13 protein-coding genes are annotated in these 15,158 nt (G+C 72.4%); 5 read left to right on the plus strand and 8 right to left on the minus strand.

Features of this window, described 5'->3' with window-relative positions:
- Positions 1 to 50 precede the first annotated feature (50 nt).
- Positions 51 to 1,634, minus strand: coding sequence for an alpha/beta fold hydrolase (locus ACIPK3_RS25380; RefSeq protein ID WP_402573129.1), 1,584 nt, complete (start codon positions 1,632 to 1,634; stop codon positions 51 to 53).
- Positions 1,635 to 1,901: 267 nt separating this feature from the next.
- On the opposite strand from ACIPK3_RS25380, the gene ACIPK3_RS25385 reads away from it, so the two are divergent.
- Both ACIPK3_RS25385 and ACIPK3_RS25390 read left to right on the plus strand, forming a co-directional pair.
- Positions 1,902 to 2,540 carry a chaplin gene (locus ACIPK3_RS25385; protein WP_402573317.1) on the plus strand — a complete coding sequence of 213 codons (639 nt, stop codon included), beginning with the start codon at positions 1,902 to 1,904 and terminating at the stop codon, positions 2,538 to 2,540.
- Positions 2,541 to 2,604: 64 nt separating this feature from the next.
- A complete protein-coding gene (locus ACIPK3_RS25390) occupies positions 2,605 to 3,381 on the plus strand; it encodes a GNAT family N-acetyltransferase (RefSeq protein WP_402573130.1) in 777 nt (258 codons plus the stop codon).
- 87 nt (positions 3,382 to 3,468) lie between these two features.
- Here the strand turns inward: ACIPK3_RS25390 and ACIPK3_RS25395 are convergent, their stop codons facing one another.
- Positions 3,469 to 3,732 (minus strand): GlsB/YeaQ/YmgE family stress response membrane protein, encoded by a 264-nt coding sequence (locus ACIPK3_RS25395; RefSeq protein WP_402573132.1) that lies wholly within the window; start codon positions 3,730 to 3,732, stop codon positions 3,469 to 3,471.
- Positions 3,733 to 3,848: 116 nt separating this feature from the next.
- A complete protein-coding gene (locus tag ACIPK3_RS25400) occupies positions 3,849 to 6,572 on the minus strand; it encodes a glycosyl hydrolase 2 galactose-binding domain-containing protein (protein WP_402573133.1) in 2,724 nt (907 codons plus the stop codon).
- A 268-nt stretch (positions 6,573 to 6,840) separates the two neighbouring features.
- On the opposite strand from ACIPK3_RS25400, the gene ACIPK3_RS25405 reads away from it, so the two are divergent.
- A complete protein-coding gene (locus tag ACIPK3_RS25405; RefSeq protein WP_402573135.1) occupies positions 6,841 to 8,298 on the plus strand; it encodes an APC family permease in 1,458 nt (485 codons plus the stop codon).
- 61 nt (positions 8,299 to 8,359) lie between these two features.
- On the opposite strand, the gene ACIPK3_RS25410 is transcribed toward ACIPK3_RS25405, so the two are convergent.
- Together ACIPK3_RS25410 and ACIPK3_RS25415 are read right to left on the minus strand one after the other, a co-directional pair.
- Positions 8,360 to 8,797, minus strand: coding sequence for an SPW repeat protein (locus ACIPK3_RS25410; RefSeq protein WP_402573136.1), 438 nt, complete (start codon positions 8,795 to 8,797; stop codon positions 8,360 to 8,362).
- 65 nt (positions 8,798 to 8,862) lie between these two features.
- Positions 8,863 to 9,555 (minus strand): sigma-70 family RNA polymerase sigma factor, encoded by a 693-nt coding sequence (locus ACIPK3_RS25415; RefSeq protein ID WP_402573138.1) that lies wholly within the window; start codon positions 9,553 to 9,555, stop codon positions 8,863 to 8,865.
- Positions 9,556 to 9,652: 97 nt separating this feature from the next.
- On the opposite strand from ACIPK3_RS25415, the gene ACIPK3_RS25420 reads away from it, so the two are divergent.
- Positions 9,653 to 10,648: a MerR family transcriptional regulator gene (locus ACIPK3_RS25420; RefSeq protein ID WP_402573139.1), complete on the plus strand. Its 996-nt coding sequence runs from the start codon at positions 9,653 to 9,655 to the stop codon at positions 10,646 to 10,648.
- Between the two features lie 24 nt (positions 10,649 to 10,672).
- Here the strand turns inward: ACIPK3_RS25420 and ACIPK3_RS25425 are convergent, their stop codons facing one another.
- Entirely contained in the window at positions 10,673 to 12,046 is a 1,374-nt protein-coding gene (locus ACIPK3_RS25425; protein ID WP_402573141.1) for a cryptochrome/photolyase family protein, read from the minus strand.
- Positions 12,047 to 12,130: 84 nt separating this feature from the next.
- Positions 12,131 to 13,666, minus strand: coding sequence for an SDR family oxidoreductase (locus ACIPK3_RS25430; protein ID WP_402573143.1), 1,536 nt, complete (start codon positions 13,664 to 13,666; stop codon positions 12,131 to 12,133).
- A gap of 167 nt (positions 13,667 to 13,833) precedes the next feature.
- On the opposite strand from ACIPK3_RS25430, the gene ACIPK3_RS25435 reads away from it, so the two are divergent.
- The gene (locus tag ACIPK3_RS25435) at positions 13,834 to 14,004 is read left to right on the plus strand and encodes a hypothetical protein (RefSeq protein WP_402573145.1); all 171 of its coding nucleotides are present in this window, start codon (positions 13,834 to 13,836) and stop codon (positions 14,002 to 14,004) included.
- Positions 14,005 to 14,056: 52 nt separating this feature from the next.
- On the opposite strand, the gene ACIPK3_RS25440 is transcribed toward ACIPK3_RS25435, so the two are convergent.
- Positions 14,057 to 15,130 carry an acyl-CoA dehydrogenase family protein gene (locus tag ACIPK3_RS25440; protein WP_402573147.1) on the minus strand — a complete coding sequence of 358 codons (1,074 nt, stop codon included), beginning with the start codon at positions 15,128 to 15,130 and terminating at the stop codon, positions 14,057 to 14,059.
- Positions 15,131 to 15,158 lie beyond the last annotated feature (28 nt).

Here is a 15,158-nt window from a genome sequence, read left to right on the forward strand (position 1 = left end):
GTTTCCCTCTGTTCGATCTGTTCGATCTGTTCGATCGCGTACGGGCGGATTCACGGCGTGGACCCGGCGCTCGGGTCCGCACCGCAGGAGCTGCCGCTCGGCGGCAGGGAGCCGTACAGCAGGAAGTCGTCGACCTTGCGGTGCACGCACTTCGACGAGGAGTACCCGGTGTGCCCCTCGCCCCGGTTGTCGAGCACCACGGCCGACGGCCCGAGCCGCGCGGCCGTCTCCACGGTCCAGCGGTACGGCGTGGCCGGGTCGCCGCGCGTCCCCACCAGCAGCAGCTTCGGCGTGTCCAGGTTCTTCACCTCGTCCCGGATGTAGTCCGTGCCCTTCGGACGCCCGTAGCACATCAGTACCTCGGTGAGCCGGGACTCACCGAACACCGGTGACGCCTGCTGGTACCGGGCGCGCAACTGCCGCAGATCCCGGGTGATCCGCGTGTCGGTCGGCCGGTCCGGGTCGTCGGCGCAGTTGACCGCGACCAGCGCCGCCATCAGGTTGTCGGACGGGATGTCCGCGGCGTCGGTGAGCGAGCCGGTGCCACTCGTGCGCGGCCGGGCCATGGTTCCGTAGGCGAGGTGCTCGGCTCCCCGGGTGCTGCCGTCGTCGACCAGGGAGGCCACGGCCCGTTCCAGAGTGGGCCACTGGGACCTGCTGTAGAGGGCCTGGCCGATGGCGCGGACCAGGTCCTGCCCGGTGAACGTGCCGCCGAGGTCCCCGGGTACCGGATTCGCGTCCAGCGACCGCACCAGCCGCACCACCCGGTCCCCGGCCTGCCGCCGGTCCTGCCCGAACGGACAGCCGACGTCGGTCACGCACCAGTCGAGGAAGTCCTCCAGCGCCGTCTGCTGCCCCTGGGCGCCGGCCACGCCCTGCTCGGCCATCGACTCGGTCAGCGTGTCCACGCCGTCCAGCGCCATCCGGCCGACCCGGCCGGGGAACTCAGCGGCGTAGACCGCGCCCAGCTTGGTGCCGTACGAGAAGCCGAGGTAGTCGAGCTTCCCGTCGCCGAGGGCCTGCCGTATGACATCCATGTCCCGGGCGCTGTCCACGGTGCCCATGTGGGCCAGCACCGGCCCGGAGTGCTCGGTGCACTCGGCGGCCTCCTGCCGCAGCCAGGTGAGCGCGGCCCGCGGGTCCTTCACGTCCAGCTCGCCCTGTGCCGCCGTCCCGTCCGTGTCGTCGGCGCCGCAGCTGACGGGCGAGGACCGGCCGACGCCGCGCGGATCGAAGGTGACCACGTCGTATTCGTTGGTCAGGCCCATGAAGTCCTTGCCGCTGTGGGCGAGGCCGCTGATGCCCGGGGCGCCGGGCCCGCCGAAGTTGAGCAGCACGGAGCCGCGCGGCTTCCCGCTCGCCCGGTAGCGGGCCAGTGCCACGTCGAGGGTGCCCGCGCCGGGCTTCGCGTAGTCGAGCGGGACCGTGACCTTCCCGCACTCCAGATCCTTGGGCATCCGGTCGCCGGTGCACCGCGACCAGGTGACCTTCTGGTCGTAGAAGCGGGACAGGTCGGGCCGCGCGACAGTGCCGGACGCCGCCGCGGGCAGCCCCGCCCCCAGCAGGGCGAGAGCGACCGCTCCGGCGCCCGCGCAGCGCCCGAGGGCGGGCCGCCTGGGCAGTTTGGCCGGCATCGATGCCTCCAGGGACGTCAAGCTGCGGACCGGGGGCGATGTCGTCGGGGGGCAGCGTCCTCGCTCACGATATGCGGGCCCGCCGGGGCCCGCCTCCGGGCGGGCGGCCTCGCACGAAGTGCCGTACTCTGCCCGCGCCCAGCCACTCGATGGGGTTGAAAGGCCGATAAGCCATAACTCGGATGGTGCGCCCGCGTTTACTCCGACGCGGGTGAGTGCCCGTGTCCATGTCTGGAAGGCAGGGAACTTATGACGCCCATGACCCCGATGAGAAGGGCCACGCGGAACGGCGTGATCGCCGTCGCGGCCGCCTCCGGCGCGATGGCCGTGGCGATGCCGGCGCACGCCGACTCCGCCGCGGCCGGCTCCGCGGACGGCTCGCCCGGACTGCTCTCCGGCAACACAGTCCAGCTCCCGGTGCACGTCCCGGTGAACGTGTGCGGCAACACCGTGAGCGTGGCGGGACTCCTGGACCCCGCCGCGGGCAACACCTGCGCCAACGAGGGCGGTGGTACCGGGGCGGGAGCCGCCGTGTCGCCCGGCGGTGCGACCGCGGACGGCGGCGGGAAGGACTCACCGGGCGTGCTCTCCGGCGACACCGTCCAGCTCCCGGTGGACATCCCGGTGAACGTCAGCGGCAACAGCGTCAACGTGGTCGGCGTGGGCAACCCGGCGACGGGCAACACCTCCGTGAACACCCCCGGCGACCACCCCGTGCCGCAGCCCCCGGCACCGCCCCGGACCCACCGCACCCCACCCGCGGCGCACACGCTCATGGGCCCCCCGGCCTCCGCGACCCTCGCCCACACGGGCTCGGACTTCGCCGTACCCGCTGCCGCGGGCGCGGCGTTCGTCGCCACCGGCGCCGCCCTCTACCGGCGGTTCCGCCCGCGGCAGGAGCGCTGACCGGGTCCGCGCCGAGCCGGTAATCCCGTTTACCCGGGCCACCCGGGGATGCTGGACTACGCCCATGGATCATGCCTCGGTGCTCGCCCGCTACGACCGCGAGATGCGTGAGGGTGCACGGCCCGACGGCCCCGGCGCCCGGGTCGAGCGCTCAGGGAACGTGGTGCGGCAGGTCGCCGACGCGCACGGCTGGAACGGTGTCGTCTGGTCCGATCTGGACCAGGCCGACGCGGACCGCGCGATCGCCGCCCAGATCGCGTACTTCACCGGCCTCGGCCGGGCCTTCGAGTGGAAGCTGTACGGGCATGACCGTCCGCACGACCTCGGGGCGCGGCTCGTCGCGGCGGGGTTCGTTCCGGAGCCCGAGGAGACGCTGATGGTCGCCGAGGCCGCCGGCCTGACCGGTGGCGCACGGCCGCCCGAGGGGATCCGGATCGTGTCCGCCACCGATCCGGCCGGGGTCGACCTCGTGGTGGACGTGCACGAGCGCGCCTTCGGCACGGACGGAACCCGGCTGCGGCACCGGCTGCTGGCCAGGCTCGCCGCCGACCCGGACACGCTCGTCGCGGTGGTCGCGCTGGCCGGCGACGAGCCGGTCAGCGCGGCCCGCATGGAACTCGTACCCGGCACCGGGTTCGCCGGCCTCTGGGGCGGCGGGACGGTGGAGGCCTGGCGCGGGCGGGGCCTCTATCGAGCCCTGGTCACCCACCGCGCCCACACGGCCGCTTCCCTCGGCTACCCCTACCTCCAGGTCGACGCGGGCCCCATGAGCCGCCCCATCCTGGAAGGCCTCGGCTTCCACCCGCTGAGCACGACGACGCCGTACGCGTACGAGCCCTAGTCGGTTCCTCGGGTCCTTGTAGATCTTCACCGAGTCGGTGGGGCTCTGGGGGGCTTCCGACAGAAGCCCCCCAGGTTTCCAGCTGTCTCAGCGGTTCACCCTCGAGCGGTCCAGCGCGGCGACACCCACCGCCGCGAGGCCGATCTGGATGAACCACTCGACCCAGTCGGGGCCCTTGGTGTCGGCCACGCCGAACCCGGCGGCGATCGCCGAACCCAGCAGCGCGGCCACGATGCCCACGACGATGGTCCACAGGACGCCGATGTGCTGCCGTCCGGGGACGACCAGGCGTCCCAGCACGCCGATGACTATGCCGATGACGATGGCACTGATGATGCCCGAGATCTCCATCTCCGACCCTCATTCCCTCGAGGTTCCCGCTGCTAAGGAATCTGCCCCCGGGAGCCGGAGTCAGTCCGCTGCTGTTCGCCTCACGGGAATGCCATTGCCCTCAGGCATGCGACGCGTCATCCCGCCGGGACGGTCCGCTCCGTCGTGTTCCAGCCGGACACCCGCACGCTCGGCGCGGAGCCGTGCAGATCAGTCGTCCGGTAGCGGGCGGTCAGGGTCAGCGACTCGCCCGGCCACAGGCTGACGAGGTTGTCCGACCAGCGCACGGGGAGCACCGGCCTGCCCTGCGCGTCGACCAGATGGAGGTCCGTCAGCAGGGACGGGGTCTTCTCTCCGCCGGTGTTGCGCACGGTCACCGTCGTGGTCGATACGCCGTCCGCCGACTGTGTCGACGCGGTCGCCGAGACCGCGGCGTCGGCCATCGAGCCCAGCCCCTTCAGATCGGCGTAACCGGTGGTCGGCGTGTAGTACCAGTCGGTGTGCGCCCAGTCGAGCCGGTCCGCCTCGGCGGAGAGCCAGTACACGTTCCGGCTCACCTCCCGGCCGGTTGAGTCCGTCAGGACCAGCCGCGCGAGATACGTCGTCGAAAGCCCGCTCACCGACGAGGGCAGGGTGAGCGCGGTGGTGTGAGCGCCGTCGCCCTTCACCGACACGCCGTCGACCGTCTTGTCGTACTTCTGTGTGCCGTCCGGGTTGAACAGTGTGGCCCGCACGGTGAGCCCGTCGGCGGGTGCGTGCCGGTTGCCGACCACGACGACCGACCGGTCGTCGTACGAGTACTGGACGTGCACCGGTTCATTGGCCTTCTTGGCCCCGAAGTACGCGCCGCCCTGGTCCAGATAACGGTCCATCAGCTGCCAGTGCAGTGACGTCCAGCCGCTGTTGAACATCCAGTAGACCACCCCGGTGGACGGCTTCGAGGGGTCCGTCTGGTTGCGTCCGTACGCCTCGTACTGGGCCCGCACGTTCTCGTACTGCGCGAGCTGCGCCTTGCGCACGTAGTCGGTGAGACCGGTGGGGGAGCCGTACCGCGCGGCGAGCGCGGCGTCGTAGATCTTCAGGGTGCCGAACACCGGCGACGGGGAGCGGTGGTACTGCCTGAGGTCCGGGTTCTTCCAGAGCGTGTCCAGTTCGGCCGGCGTCATCATCCGGCGCAGGGTGTCGAGGGTGGGGATGTCGGGACCCGCGCTGGTCTCGGAGTTGAAGCCGGCCGCCCCGCCCTCCCGCTTGTCGTACCAGTAGGCCGGCGGCACCCAGTCGTAGGGGCCGGTCATCTTCATGCCCGAACTGCCGAGCTGGGGTGAGGACTTGGCGGAGGCGGCGGCGACCACGGGGGTCGGCCAGTCGGCCGCCTTCAGGGCGTCCAGGTAGTTCTTCTCGATCGTCGCGTCGGGCGCGAAGTCACTGCCGATGAGGAAGGAGATGACGCTCGGGTGGTCGCGCAGCCGCGCGGCCTCGGCCGCCATCGACGCCTTGGCCACGGGGTAGTCGGCGTCCGTCCACGGATCGCCGGACTCGCCGGTCCCGTTGACCTGGCCCTCCCACTTGTCGCAGCACTCCCAGCCGGGCAGCGTGAGGACGCCGAGGCGGTCGGCGAGGTCGAAGAACTCGTCGGGCTCGATGTGGCCTTCCAGGCGGATGGCGTTGAGGCCGAGATCGAGCGCGTATCTGAGGCGGTCCTCGGCGTACCCGCGGTCCCAGCGCAGGAACTCGTCCGGTGACCAGCCGCCGCCCTTGATGAGCAGCCTGCGGCCGTTGATCCGGTACTGGCGGGCGCCGTCGGAGTTCAGCGGTGCCTGGACGTCGCGGACGCCGAAGGTCTCGTGAGCGGTGTCCGACACCGTGCCGGCCACGGACACGGACAGCTCGAGGTCGTACAGGGGTTGCCCGCCCATGCCCGCGGGCCACCACACCTTGGGTGTGGTGAGGCGCAGGCCGGGTGTGTCGGCGGGGGTGAAGGCGACCGTCTTCGTCTCGTGCGCGGCGAGTTGCACCGACCTGGTGAGGGGTGTCCCGGCGGCCTTGCCGGTGACCTGGGCCGTGACGTCCCGGTCCGAGCCATTGTGGACCCGTGCCTTCACCGTCAGGTCGGCGGACGCGAGCGAGGGGACGTCCAGCTCGGTCGTCACGTGGGCGTCCCGCAGCGTGAGCGGGCCGCCCCGGCGGACGACCACGTCACGGACGATGCCCATGTTCTCGTCGGGCGGCGGCTGGAGCCAGTCGATCCAGCCCATGGTCAGCTTCTTGTTCGGCACGTTCGGCTGGATCCGGAAGGCCACCGTGTTCGTGCCGCGCTTCACCAGCGAGGTGATGTCCAGCTCGTGCCGGGTGTAGGCGCCGGACACCTCCGAGGCCCGGGCCACCTGACGGCCGTTGACATACACGTCCGCCGCCGAGATCACACCGCTGAAGTCGAGCGAGGTGCGCTCGTCGGTGTCCGCCACCTCGAAGTCGGAGCGGTACCACCACGGGACCTGGAAGTCGGCCTTGGGGATCTTCTGCTGGTTGGTCGAGTAGAACGGGTCCGGGTGGACGTGCTCGGCGAGCAGTGCGGCGAGGACGGTGGAGCGCGGGCCCGCCGGATACCAGCCGGCGGTCGGGTAGCCGGGGGTGGAGACGTCCGACGCGGAGTCGTCCACCTTCGCCGTCGACTGGATCGCGTATCCGGCGAGCGGTGTCGCGGTGCCCGCCGCCGACGGTACGGAGGTGACCCGGGCGCGTGTCGGGGCACTGAACAGGGCGCGTTCGTACGCCGGTTGCCGGGACCCGGCCCAGGCGGTGGTGGACAGTGCGCCGAGCAGGCCGAGGGCGACGGCGGCGGAGGTGAGGCGAGGAGGCACGGGAACTCCAGGCTGTAAAGTTAGGAAACTTTACTAACCTGTCTCAAGCTAGGGCGGCGGGACGATCATGTCAATCACCGCCCGGAGCCGCAGCCACCCGCGCCGAGCGGCATCACGTCCTCACCCGGTCGGCCCGACGCCACGGCGTCGGCGGCGGCGATCGCGCCGTTCTCACGCATCCCTGACGCATGCTTGACGCCGCCAGCAAATCATCTCGCAGCAGGCCTTCTTGGCCCTGCCGGTCCGCAGCGCCGCGTCAGGAGTTCCCGTGTCCGGTAGCCCGCCACCCACGGGCGGCTTCGTCCGCCGTGTCGGTCTCTTCCAGGCCACCGCCATCAACATGAGCCAGATGTGCGGGATCGGTCCGTTCGTCACCATTCCGCTGATGGTCACCGCGTTCGGCGGTCCCCAGGCGGTCCTCGGGTTCGTGGCGGGCGCGGTCCTCGCGCTCTGCGACGGCCTGGTCTGGGCCGAACTGGGCGCTGCGATGCCCGGCTCCGGCGGCAGCTACGTCTATCTGCGCCAGGCCTTCCAGTACCGTACGGGCCGGCTGATGCCCTTCCTCTTCGTCTGGACGGCGATGCTCTTCATCCCGCTGATCATGTCCACGGGCGTGGTCGGCTTCGTCCAGTACCTGGGCTATCTCGCGCCGGGCCTGGGCAGGACCCCGGGCGACCTGATCGGGCTCGGCGTCATCGCCCTGGTCGTGATCCTGCTCTGGCGCGGCATCGAACACATCGCCCGGATCACCGCCGTGATGTGGACCGTGATGATCAGCTCGGTGCTCCTGGTGATCGCCGCCGCGGCAGGCCACTTCAGCCCGCACCTGGCCTTCACCTACCCGGCGGACGCCTTCGACCTGACCGGCGACCACTTCTGGACCGGTTTCGCCGCGGGCCTGACCATCGGCATCTACGACTACCTCGGCTACAACACGGCCGCCTACATGGGCGCCGAGATCAAGGACCCCGGCCGCATCCTGCCGCGCTCCGTCCTCTTCTCCATCCTCGGCATCATGGCCATCTACCTGCTCCTCCAGATCGGCACGCTCGGTGTCGTCGACTGGCACCGCATGACCGACCCCGGTGACATCGCCGCCACCTCCGTGGCCTCGGCGGTCCTGGAACGGACCTGGGGCAGGGGCGCCGCGGACACCGTCACCGTACTCATCCTGATCACCGCTTTCGCCTCGGTGTTCACCGGCCTGCTCGGCGGTTCGCGGGTGCCGTACGACGCCGCCCGGGACCGGGTCTTCTTCCGGCTCTACGAGAGGCTGCACCCGAGGCACCGCTTCCCGACGCTGGGGCTGGCGACCATGGGGGCGATCACCGCCGTCGGCTTTCTCATCGGCCGGCACACCGACCTCGCCACGCTGATCCAACTCCTCACCACGGTGATGGTGATCGTGCAGGCGCTGGCCCAGATCGTGGCCCTGTCGGTGCTGCGCAGACGGCAGCCCACGCTGCGTCGTCCCTACCGCATGTGGCTGTACCCGCTGCCGAGCGCCGTCGCCTTCGCCGGCTGGTGCGTCATCTACGGGTACGCCGACCGGAACTCCCCGGGCCACCACCCCGTCGAGTGGTCGCTGGCCTGGCTGGCGCTCGGCTGCTTGGCGTTCGCCGTCTGGGCGAGGCTGGAGAGGGCGTGGCCGTTCGGCGCGAAGGAGATCGCCGAGGAGTACGTCACCGCCGCCCCGGCGCCGGACACGGAACGGGCCGGCACCTGACGAAGGCCGGTCCGCCTCGGGCGGACCGGCCCACGGTGTTTTCCTTTCCTCTGTCCTCACCTCATGGCATGGGGGTGCGCTTCGCCGCCGTACCGGCACACACCAGCCCCAGGATCACGGCAAGGGCGCCGATGATGACGTTGTTCAGTACGACGCCGGTGTCGGGGTTCCTGCCGACGATCCAGGGCGCGATGATCATCCAGACTCCCATCGCACACATGGCCCAGCTCAGGCCGTACATGCGGTCCGGGGCCGTGGTGAAACCGAGCGCCAGCAGGCCTATCGCGATGCCGACGATCAGGTTGTGCGTGACGAGCGCGGGCTGGCTCGTCGTGTAGTGGAGGATCCACGGGGAGGCCGCGCAGTACAGGCCGAGAAGGAACACCGGTCCGTCCACGAGCGCGACATCGCGTCCGCCGAGCATGCGGGCGTAGCGTTCCCGCATTTCTGGGGCATCGGGGTGGCTGGATATGTCACCTCTGTGCGAGACGTTGGCCATAACTCGTCTCCTTTGACTTGCAGGCCTGACCGCGTCTGGTGCGGTGCGGTGAGCGCCGCTAGAACCTATTCTGCCCTTATTTCACTCTTATATGTAGAGGTGGGGTGGTTCTGGGTGAGGCCACGCGTCACTCCTGCCTCGCGCACCGTTTGTGCGTCGAAAGTGACCGACTCCTGCTCGAACCGGTCCCGCAACCGGTGCAGCCCGCGTCGCGCGTGACTCTTGACCGTGCCCAGCGGCCACCCGGTGCGCGCCGCGATCTGAGCCTGGGTCAGATCCTCGTAGAAGGCGAGGCGCAGTACCCGTTGCTGGGAGGCCGGGAGCCTGGCCAGCTCGTGGCGGACCAGTACCCGGTCGAGCACGGCCTCGGGCCGGCCGGTCACGGCGCCACCGGGCGGCAGCGCCGACCCGGCGGCGGCGACCAGCTCCCCGCGCCGGGTCCGCGCGGCCAGGGCGTCGGCGATCCCGCGGCGGGCGATCCCGACGATCCAGGCCCCCAGCGGCCCACGCTCCGGCCGGTAGCCGTGCCGCCCGCGCCACACCCCGAGGAACACCTGCTGGGTGACGTCCTCGGCCTCCCCCGGGTCCCCGAGCGACCGCAGAGCCAACGCGTACACCAGTGCGGACCAGCGGCGATGGACCGCGGTCAGACAGTCGTCCGCGCCCGCCACCAGAGCCCGCGCCAGTTCCTCGTCGGCGCGACGCGCCCCGACGGCCCGCTCCTCGCCGGACCGCCGCTCGGCCGGGTACGTGGTCATCTCCGCGGCTCCTCACGTGCGACTGTGCCGCCGCCATCGTGGGATCCCGCTTCCACTGCACTCAACCTGCGTCGATCGTGCGTCGTATAGTCGCCCCATGAGCGCGTACCCGGCCACGGACGGGCCGGACACGGACACGGATGCCGGACTGACCACCGGTGCCCTGGCCCGCAGACTCGGTGTCTCACCCACCACCCTGCGCACCTGGGACCGACGCTACGGCCTGGGCCCGGCCCGGCGCGCCGACGGCCGGCACCGGCGCTGGACACCCCGGGACGTGGCGACGCTGGAGACGATGTGCCGACTGACTTCCTCCGGGGTACCGCCCGCCGAGGCCGCCCGCGCCGCGCTCGTGACGGCGGCGGGAGACCGGCCCGCCCCGGCCCGGGACAGCGCGGCCCGTGAGGCCCCGGCCGGGCGTTCGCGTGCGGCCGGACCGCCGCCACCCGGTGACCTGCGCCGGGAGTGCCGGGGTCTGGCCCGCGCCGCCGTGCGCCTGGACGCCGCGGCCGTCGAGGACCGGCTGACCGACGCGGTCGCCGCTCACGGCCTCGCCGTGGCCTGGCAGGAGGTGATGGTGCCGGCCCTGCACGCGGTGGGACGCAAGTGGGCCTCGTCCGGCGACCGTTACGTCGAGGTGGAGCACCTGCTGTCCTGGCACGTCTCCACCGTGCTGCGCGGACACACCCGCCGTCCCCGAACACCCGACGCCACCGCCCCCGGCCCGGTGGTCCTCGCCTGCGCACCCGGCGAGCAGCACACCCTCCCGCTGGAGGCGCTGAACGCCGGGCTCGGCGAACTCGGCCTGCCCACCCGGATGTTCGGGGCCGCCGTACCCGTCGAAGCACTCACCGCCGCGGTACGGCGACTGGGCCCGGCCGCGGTGGTCCTGTGGGCGCAGGCCCGCTCGACCGCGAACCTGCCGCTGGCCCAGCACGTCGCCGCCACCGAGTGGGGCATCAGGGGTGCGCGCCGACAGCCGCTGGTACTGCTCGGCGGACCGGGCTGGGCCGGCCGCCCGGCGCACGGCATGGTGCGCCCGACCGCACTGCGCGACGCCCTCGACATCCTGTCCGGAGCCCACCGCGGCTGATCCGGCGGGACCGCCGACCGGCGCTCACTCCTGCCCGCGGGCCCGCTTGAACCGGGCCAGCCCCTCGGACAGTTCGACGATCGGATCCGGGTAGTCGAGCGCCGCCCGGTCCAGACCCCGGAGCTTCCACGGCTCGTGCACCGCGGGACCGCTGACCCCGGACAGCTCCGGCACCCACCGCCGCACGTAGACGCCGTCCGGATCGTGCCGCCTGCCCTGGGTGACCGGGTTGAGGACACGGTTGGGCCGGGTGTCCGTGCCCGTGCCCGCCATCCACTGCCAGTTGAGCTGGTTGTTGGCGACGTCCCCGTCCACCAGCAGGTCGAGGAAGTGCCGGGCGCCCACGCGCCAGTCCACGTAGAGCGTCTTCGCCAGGAAGCTCGCCGTCAACAGCCGGCCCCGGTTGTGCATCCACCCCTCGTGCCTCAGCTGGCGCATGGCCGCGTCGACGATCGGATAGCCGGTCCGGCCCTCGCGCCACGCCTCGATGTCGTCGCCCGCCGTACGCTCGGTCCGCCACCGGTCGTGCTTGGTGCGGTAGTCGGCGGAGGCCGCCTCCGGCCGCGCCGCCAGCACCTGCCGGTGGAAGTCGCGCCACGCGAGCTGCCGTACGAACGCCTCGCCGCCCGGACCGCCCGCGCGCCGCGCCCGGTGCACGGCCTCGACGGGGGAGAGCGCCCCGAAGTGCAGGTGCGGAGAGAGCCGGGAGGTCGCGTCGCCCGCCAGGTCGTCGTGCCGGTCCTCGTACGCGGCGACGCCCGCGCGCAGCCAGCCGGTGAGCCGCTCGCGGGCCGCCCGCTCGCCGCCCTCGGCCAGCCCCTCGGACACGCCGGTCACCGCCGACCGTACGGGCAGTTCCTCGGATCCCACCCCGTCCGGCACCCGCACCGCGCGGGGCGCGTCGAGCGGTTCGCGAAGCGGCTGCCGCGACCACTGGCGGTAGTACGGCGTGAACACCGCGAAGTGGCCGGAGGCGGCCGGAGCCACCGTGCCGGGCGCGACCGCCGCGGTCACCGTGTCGTGCACGAACAGCCGGCGTCCCGCCGCCTCCAGGGCACGCCGCAGCCCCTCCTCCCGCCGGTGCGCGTAGGCACTCACGTCGGCCGCCAGATGCACCTCGTCGGCGTCCGTCTCGGCGGCCACCCCGCACACCTCCTCCACCACGTCCCCGGACCGCACGATCAGCCGCCCGCCGCGCTCGCGCAGCCCCGCGTCCAGATCGCGCAGACAGTCGGCGAGGAACGCCAGCCGGTTGGGCACCGCGAACCCGGACCGCTCCACCGCCCGGTCGCGGACGAACAGCGGCACGACGTGGCGCCCGCCCTCCAGGGCGGCCCGCAGCGCCGGTTGGTCGTGCAGCCGCAGGTCCGAGGTGAACAGGACGACCGAGACATTCATGGGGACGGCTCCGGAGAGATCGTGCGGACGGTGACTGCTTCCTGAGCGGTGCTTCCGGCCCCGGGGCGTCGGCGGATGCAGGCGTCAACGGGCGGGTGAGTGTTCCTCCCTGGGGACGAGGACGGGCGGTGCCTGCTCCGCCGCGCGGGCGATGTTGCGGGCCATCCCGCCGAACACCAGCGCGTGGAACGGCGACAGGCTCCACCAGTAGACGTGACCAAGCAGCCCGCGCGGATGGAACAGGGCACGCTGCCGGTACCGGCAGCGCCCGCGCCCGTCACGCTCGGCGCGCATCTCCAGCCAGGCCGGTCCCGGCAGCCGCATCTCGGCCCGCAGCCGCAGCAGCCTGCCCGGCTCGATCTCCTCCACCCGCCAGAAGTCCAGCGAGTCGCCCACCCGCAGCCGCTGCGCGTCCCGTCGGCCGCGGCGCAGCCCCACGCCGCCGACCAGCCGGTCCAGCCACCCGCGTAGCGCCCAGGCGAGCGGGAACGAATACCACCCGTTGTCGCCGCCGACCCCCTCGATCACCCGCCACAGGTCCTCGGACGGGGCGTCCACCCACGCCTCACGCCGGTCGCTGTAGAGACTGCCGCCCGCCCAGTCGGGGTCGGTGGGCAGCGGGTCGCTGGGGGCGCCGGGCACCGCTGCGGACGACCAGCGGGTGGTCACGCCGGCCTCGCGGATGCGCCGCAGCGCCAGCCGTACCGCCTCGTCGAAGCCGACCGGGTGCCCCGGCGGGTCGGCCACATACCGTGCGATGTCGTGCTCGCGGCAGACCACCTCGTGGCGCAGCGACTCGGTCAGCGGCCGGGCGATGGACGCCGGGACCGGCGTGACCAGACCCACCCAGAGGCTGGACAGCCGGGGCGTGAGCACCGGCACCGGGATGATCACCCGGCGGGGCAGGCCCGCCACCTCCGCGTACCGCAGCATCATGTCCCGGTAGGTCAGCACGTCCGGGCCCCCGATGTCGAAGGTCCGGCTGACGTCGTCGGGCATTCGGGCGCTGCCGACCAGGAAACGCAGCACGTCCCGTACGGCCACGGGCTGGATACGGGTGCGCACCCAGCTCGGGGTGACCATCACGGGCAGCCGCTCGGTCAGGTAGCGCAGCATCTCGAAGGACGCGGAGCCCGATCCGATGATCACCGCGGCCCGCAGCACCGTCGTGGGCACCCCGGAGGCCAGCAGTACACGGCCCACCTCCACACGGGACCGCAGATGCGGCGACAGCTCGTGCTCGGGCACCCCCGCCGGGGCGAGTCCGCCGAGGTAGACGATGCGGCGTACGCCCGCGGCCCGCGCGCACTCCCCGAAGATCCTGGCCGCGCGCCGGTCGGTCTCCTCGAACCGGCGGCCCGTGCCGAGGGAGTGCACCAGATAGTGGGCGACATCGACGTCCCGCAGCGCCTCGGCGACCGACGCGGCGTCGGTGACGTCTCCGCGTACCACCTCCACCTCTCCCGCCCACGGGTGGTCGCGCAGCTTGCCCGGAGACCGGGCCAGACAGCGCACCCGGTAGCCGGCCGCCAGCAGCTCCGGCACCAGCCTGCCGCCGATGTATCCCGTGGCACCAGTCACCAGACAGCGCGGCGCCGCTTCGGCCTTCTCACGGTCCATGGCTCCTCGGTCCTCCGCGTCGACGTCCCCTCCCTCACTTCTCTCCCACTTCCACCCCGAGTGCCCAAACGGATGCGTCGTACATGTCCGCACCGATCCGGGGCAGTCGGTACAGCACACGCCGCACGGTCCGAGGGGGCCGTCGACAGGGGAGGTGGACCACCACCATGAGCGCGAAGGTGCTGGAGCGGTTTCCGGCCGGATCACCCCGAGGATCGTGGCCGGCCGAGGAGTACGCGGCCGCCCGCCGTGCCGCGGGCGAGCCGGCCACTGTCGTGATGGACCTGATGACCGACGCGTTCCTGGTGGTGGTCCCGGCCGAGGAGGACGCGGCCTAGCAGGCCCTGGCAGCCTCTCGCAGCTCCCTGGCAGGTCAGGCAGGTCGGCAGGTCACCCCCGGGTCGGGTCGCCCTCGCCGGAGCCGGACAGCGCCGCCAGATGGGCCTGCCGAACCGGGGCGGTCTGTCCCTGCACCAGCAGGAACATGGCCTCGCGGGCCAGCCGCTGGGCGGGGCTGCGCAGATCCATGGCACGTCCGCCGCCCGCCACGACGGCCGCGGTGGTGATCGTGCGCATGATGTCGTAGGCCTGAGTCCTGACCGCCAGACGTTCCTCGACGTGCTCGTGCGGAACCGGGTGGTCGGCCAGCGCGTAGGCCCGGCGCCGGACCTCGGCCAGGCGCTCCCGCAGCGGGCGCGCCGCACCGGCCCCGTCCTCGGTGCCCTCCAGCAGACCCAGGGCCGCGGTCGCCAGCCCGAAGACCGCCGGGGAGGCGTTGGCGCTGCGTGGGATGTCGGTCCGTGCGAACGTCTCCCTCGGTACGCGCAGCACCACGGACTCCTCCGGCAGCCACAGGCCGTCCAGCTCCAGGGAGACCGTCCGGGCGGCGCTGAGTGCCGCCAGCCGCATCGGCGGCGAGGGACGCAGCCCCGGCTGCTCACGGGCGTCGACGAAGGCGAACACCACGTCGTCCCGTTCGGAGAGGCCCGCCAGCAGTATCACGTCGTTCAGGCCCCAGCCCGTGTACCAGGGCACGGTGCCGTCGAAGCGCCAGCCGCTCCGCTCGGCGGTGGCCCGCACGGGTACCCGGGGGAAGGCGCGGACGTGCGCGTAGGCGATCCCGGCCAGCAGCTCACCGGTCGCCAGCGGACGCAGCAGCCGTTCGCGCACCGGTGCCTCCGACCTCGCCAGCAGCTTCACCGGCGTGTGGTGCTGGGTCTGCACGAACCAGGTGGAGCAGCACGCGCCCGCCAGGATCTCCATGATCTCCCGGGCGACGGAGTCGGGTGCGCCCGCCCCGCCGTACTCCGGCGGCGCGCTCACCCCGAGCAGCCCGGAACGCCGGATCGCGTCGATATGGCTCACGGGTACGCCCTCCTGGTCGACCTGTCCGGCCAGCGGGGCCAGCAGATCGTCCGCGAGTCCGCGCGCCGCGCTGACGAGTGGGTGTGCTGCGATGGTCATGCGGGGATTCTCCCGATCGGTCGGTGCG

The sequence above is a fragment of the Streptomyces sp. NPDC086787 genome (assembly GCF_044745865.1).
Classification (GTDB): domain Bacteria; phylum Actinomycetota; class Actinomycetes; order Streptomycetales; family Streptomycetaceae; genus Streptomyces.

Bases quoted from the DNA above. Each gene is read 5' to 3' on its own strand.
- ACIPK3_RS25380 (WP_402573129.1), bottom strand. From the start codon at position 1,634: ATGCCGGCCAAACTGCCCAGGCGGCCCGCCCTCGGGCGCTGCGCGGGC.
- ACIPK3_RS25385 (WP_402573317.1), top strand. From the start codon at position 1,902: ATGAGAAGGGCCACGCGGAACGGCGTGATCGCCGTCGCGGCCGCCTCC.
- ACIPK3_RS25390 (WP_402573130.1), top strand. From the start codon at position 2,605: ATGGATCATGCCTCGGTGCTCGCCCGCTACGACCGCGAGATGCGTGAG.
- ACIPK3_RS25395 (WP_402573132.1), bottom strand. From the start codon at position 3,732: ATGGAGATCTCGGGCATCATCAGTGCCATCGTCATCGGCATAGTCATC.
- ACIPK3_RS25410 (WP_402573136.1), bottom strand. From the start codon at position 8,797: ATGGCCAACGTCTCGCACAGAGGTGACATATCCAGCCACCCCGATGCC.
- ACIPK3_RS25415 (WP_402573138.1), bottom strand. From the start codon at position 9,555: ATGACCACGTACCCGGCCGAGCGGCGGTCCGGCGAGGAGCGGGCCGTC.
- ACIPK3_RS25420 (WP_402573139.1), top strand. From the start codon at position 9,653: ATGAGCGCGTACCCGGCCACGGACGGGCCGGACACGGACACGGATGCC.
- ACIPK3_RS25425 (WP_402573141.1), bottom strand. From the start codon at position 12,046: ATGAATGTCTCGGTCGTCCTGTTCACCTCGGACCTGCGGCTGCACGAC.
- ACIPK3_RS25430 (WP_402573143.1), bottom strand. From the start codon at position 13,666: ATGGACCGTGAGAAGGCCGAAGCGGCGCCGCGCTGTCTGGTGACTGGT.
- ACIPK3_RS25435 (WP_402573145.1), top strand. From the start codon at position 13,834: ATGAGCGCGAAGGTGCTGGAGCGGTTTCCGGCCGGATCACCCCGAGGA.
- ACIPK3_RS25440 (WP_402573147.1), bottom strand. From the start codon at position 15,130: ATGACCATCGCAGCACACCCACTCGTCAGCGCGGCGCGCGGACTCGCG.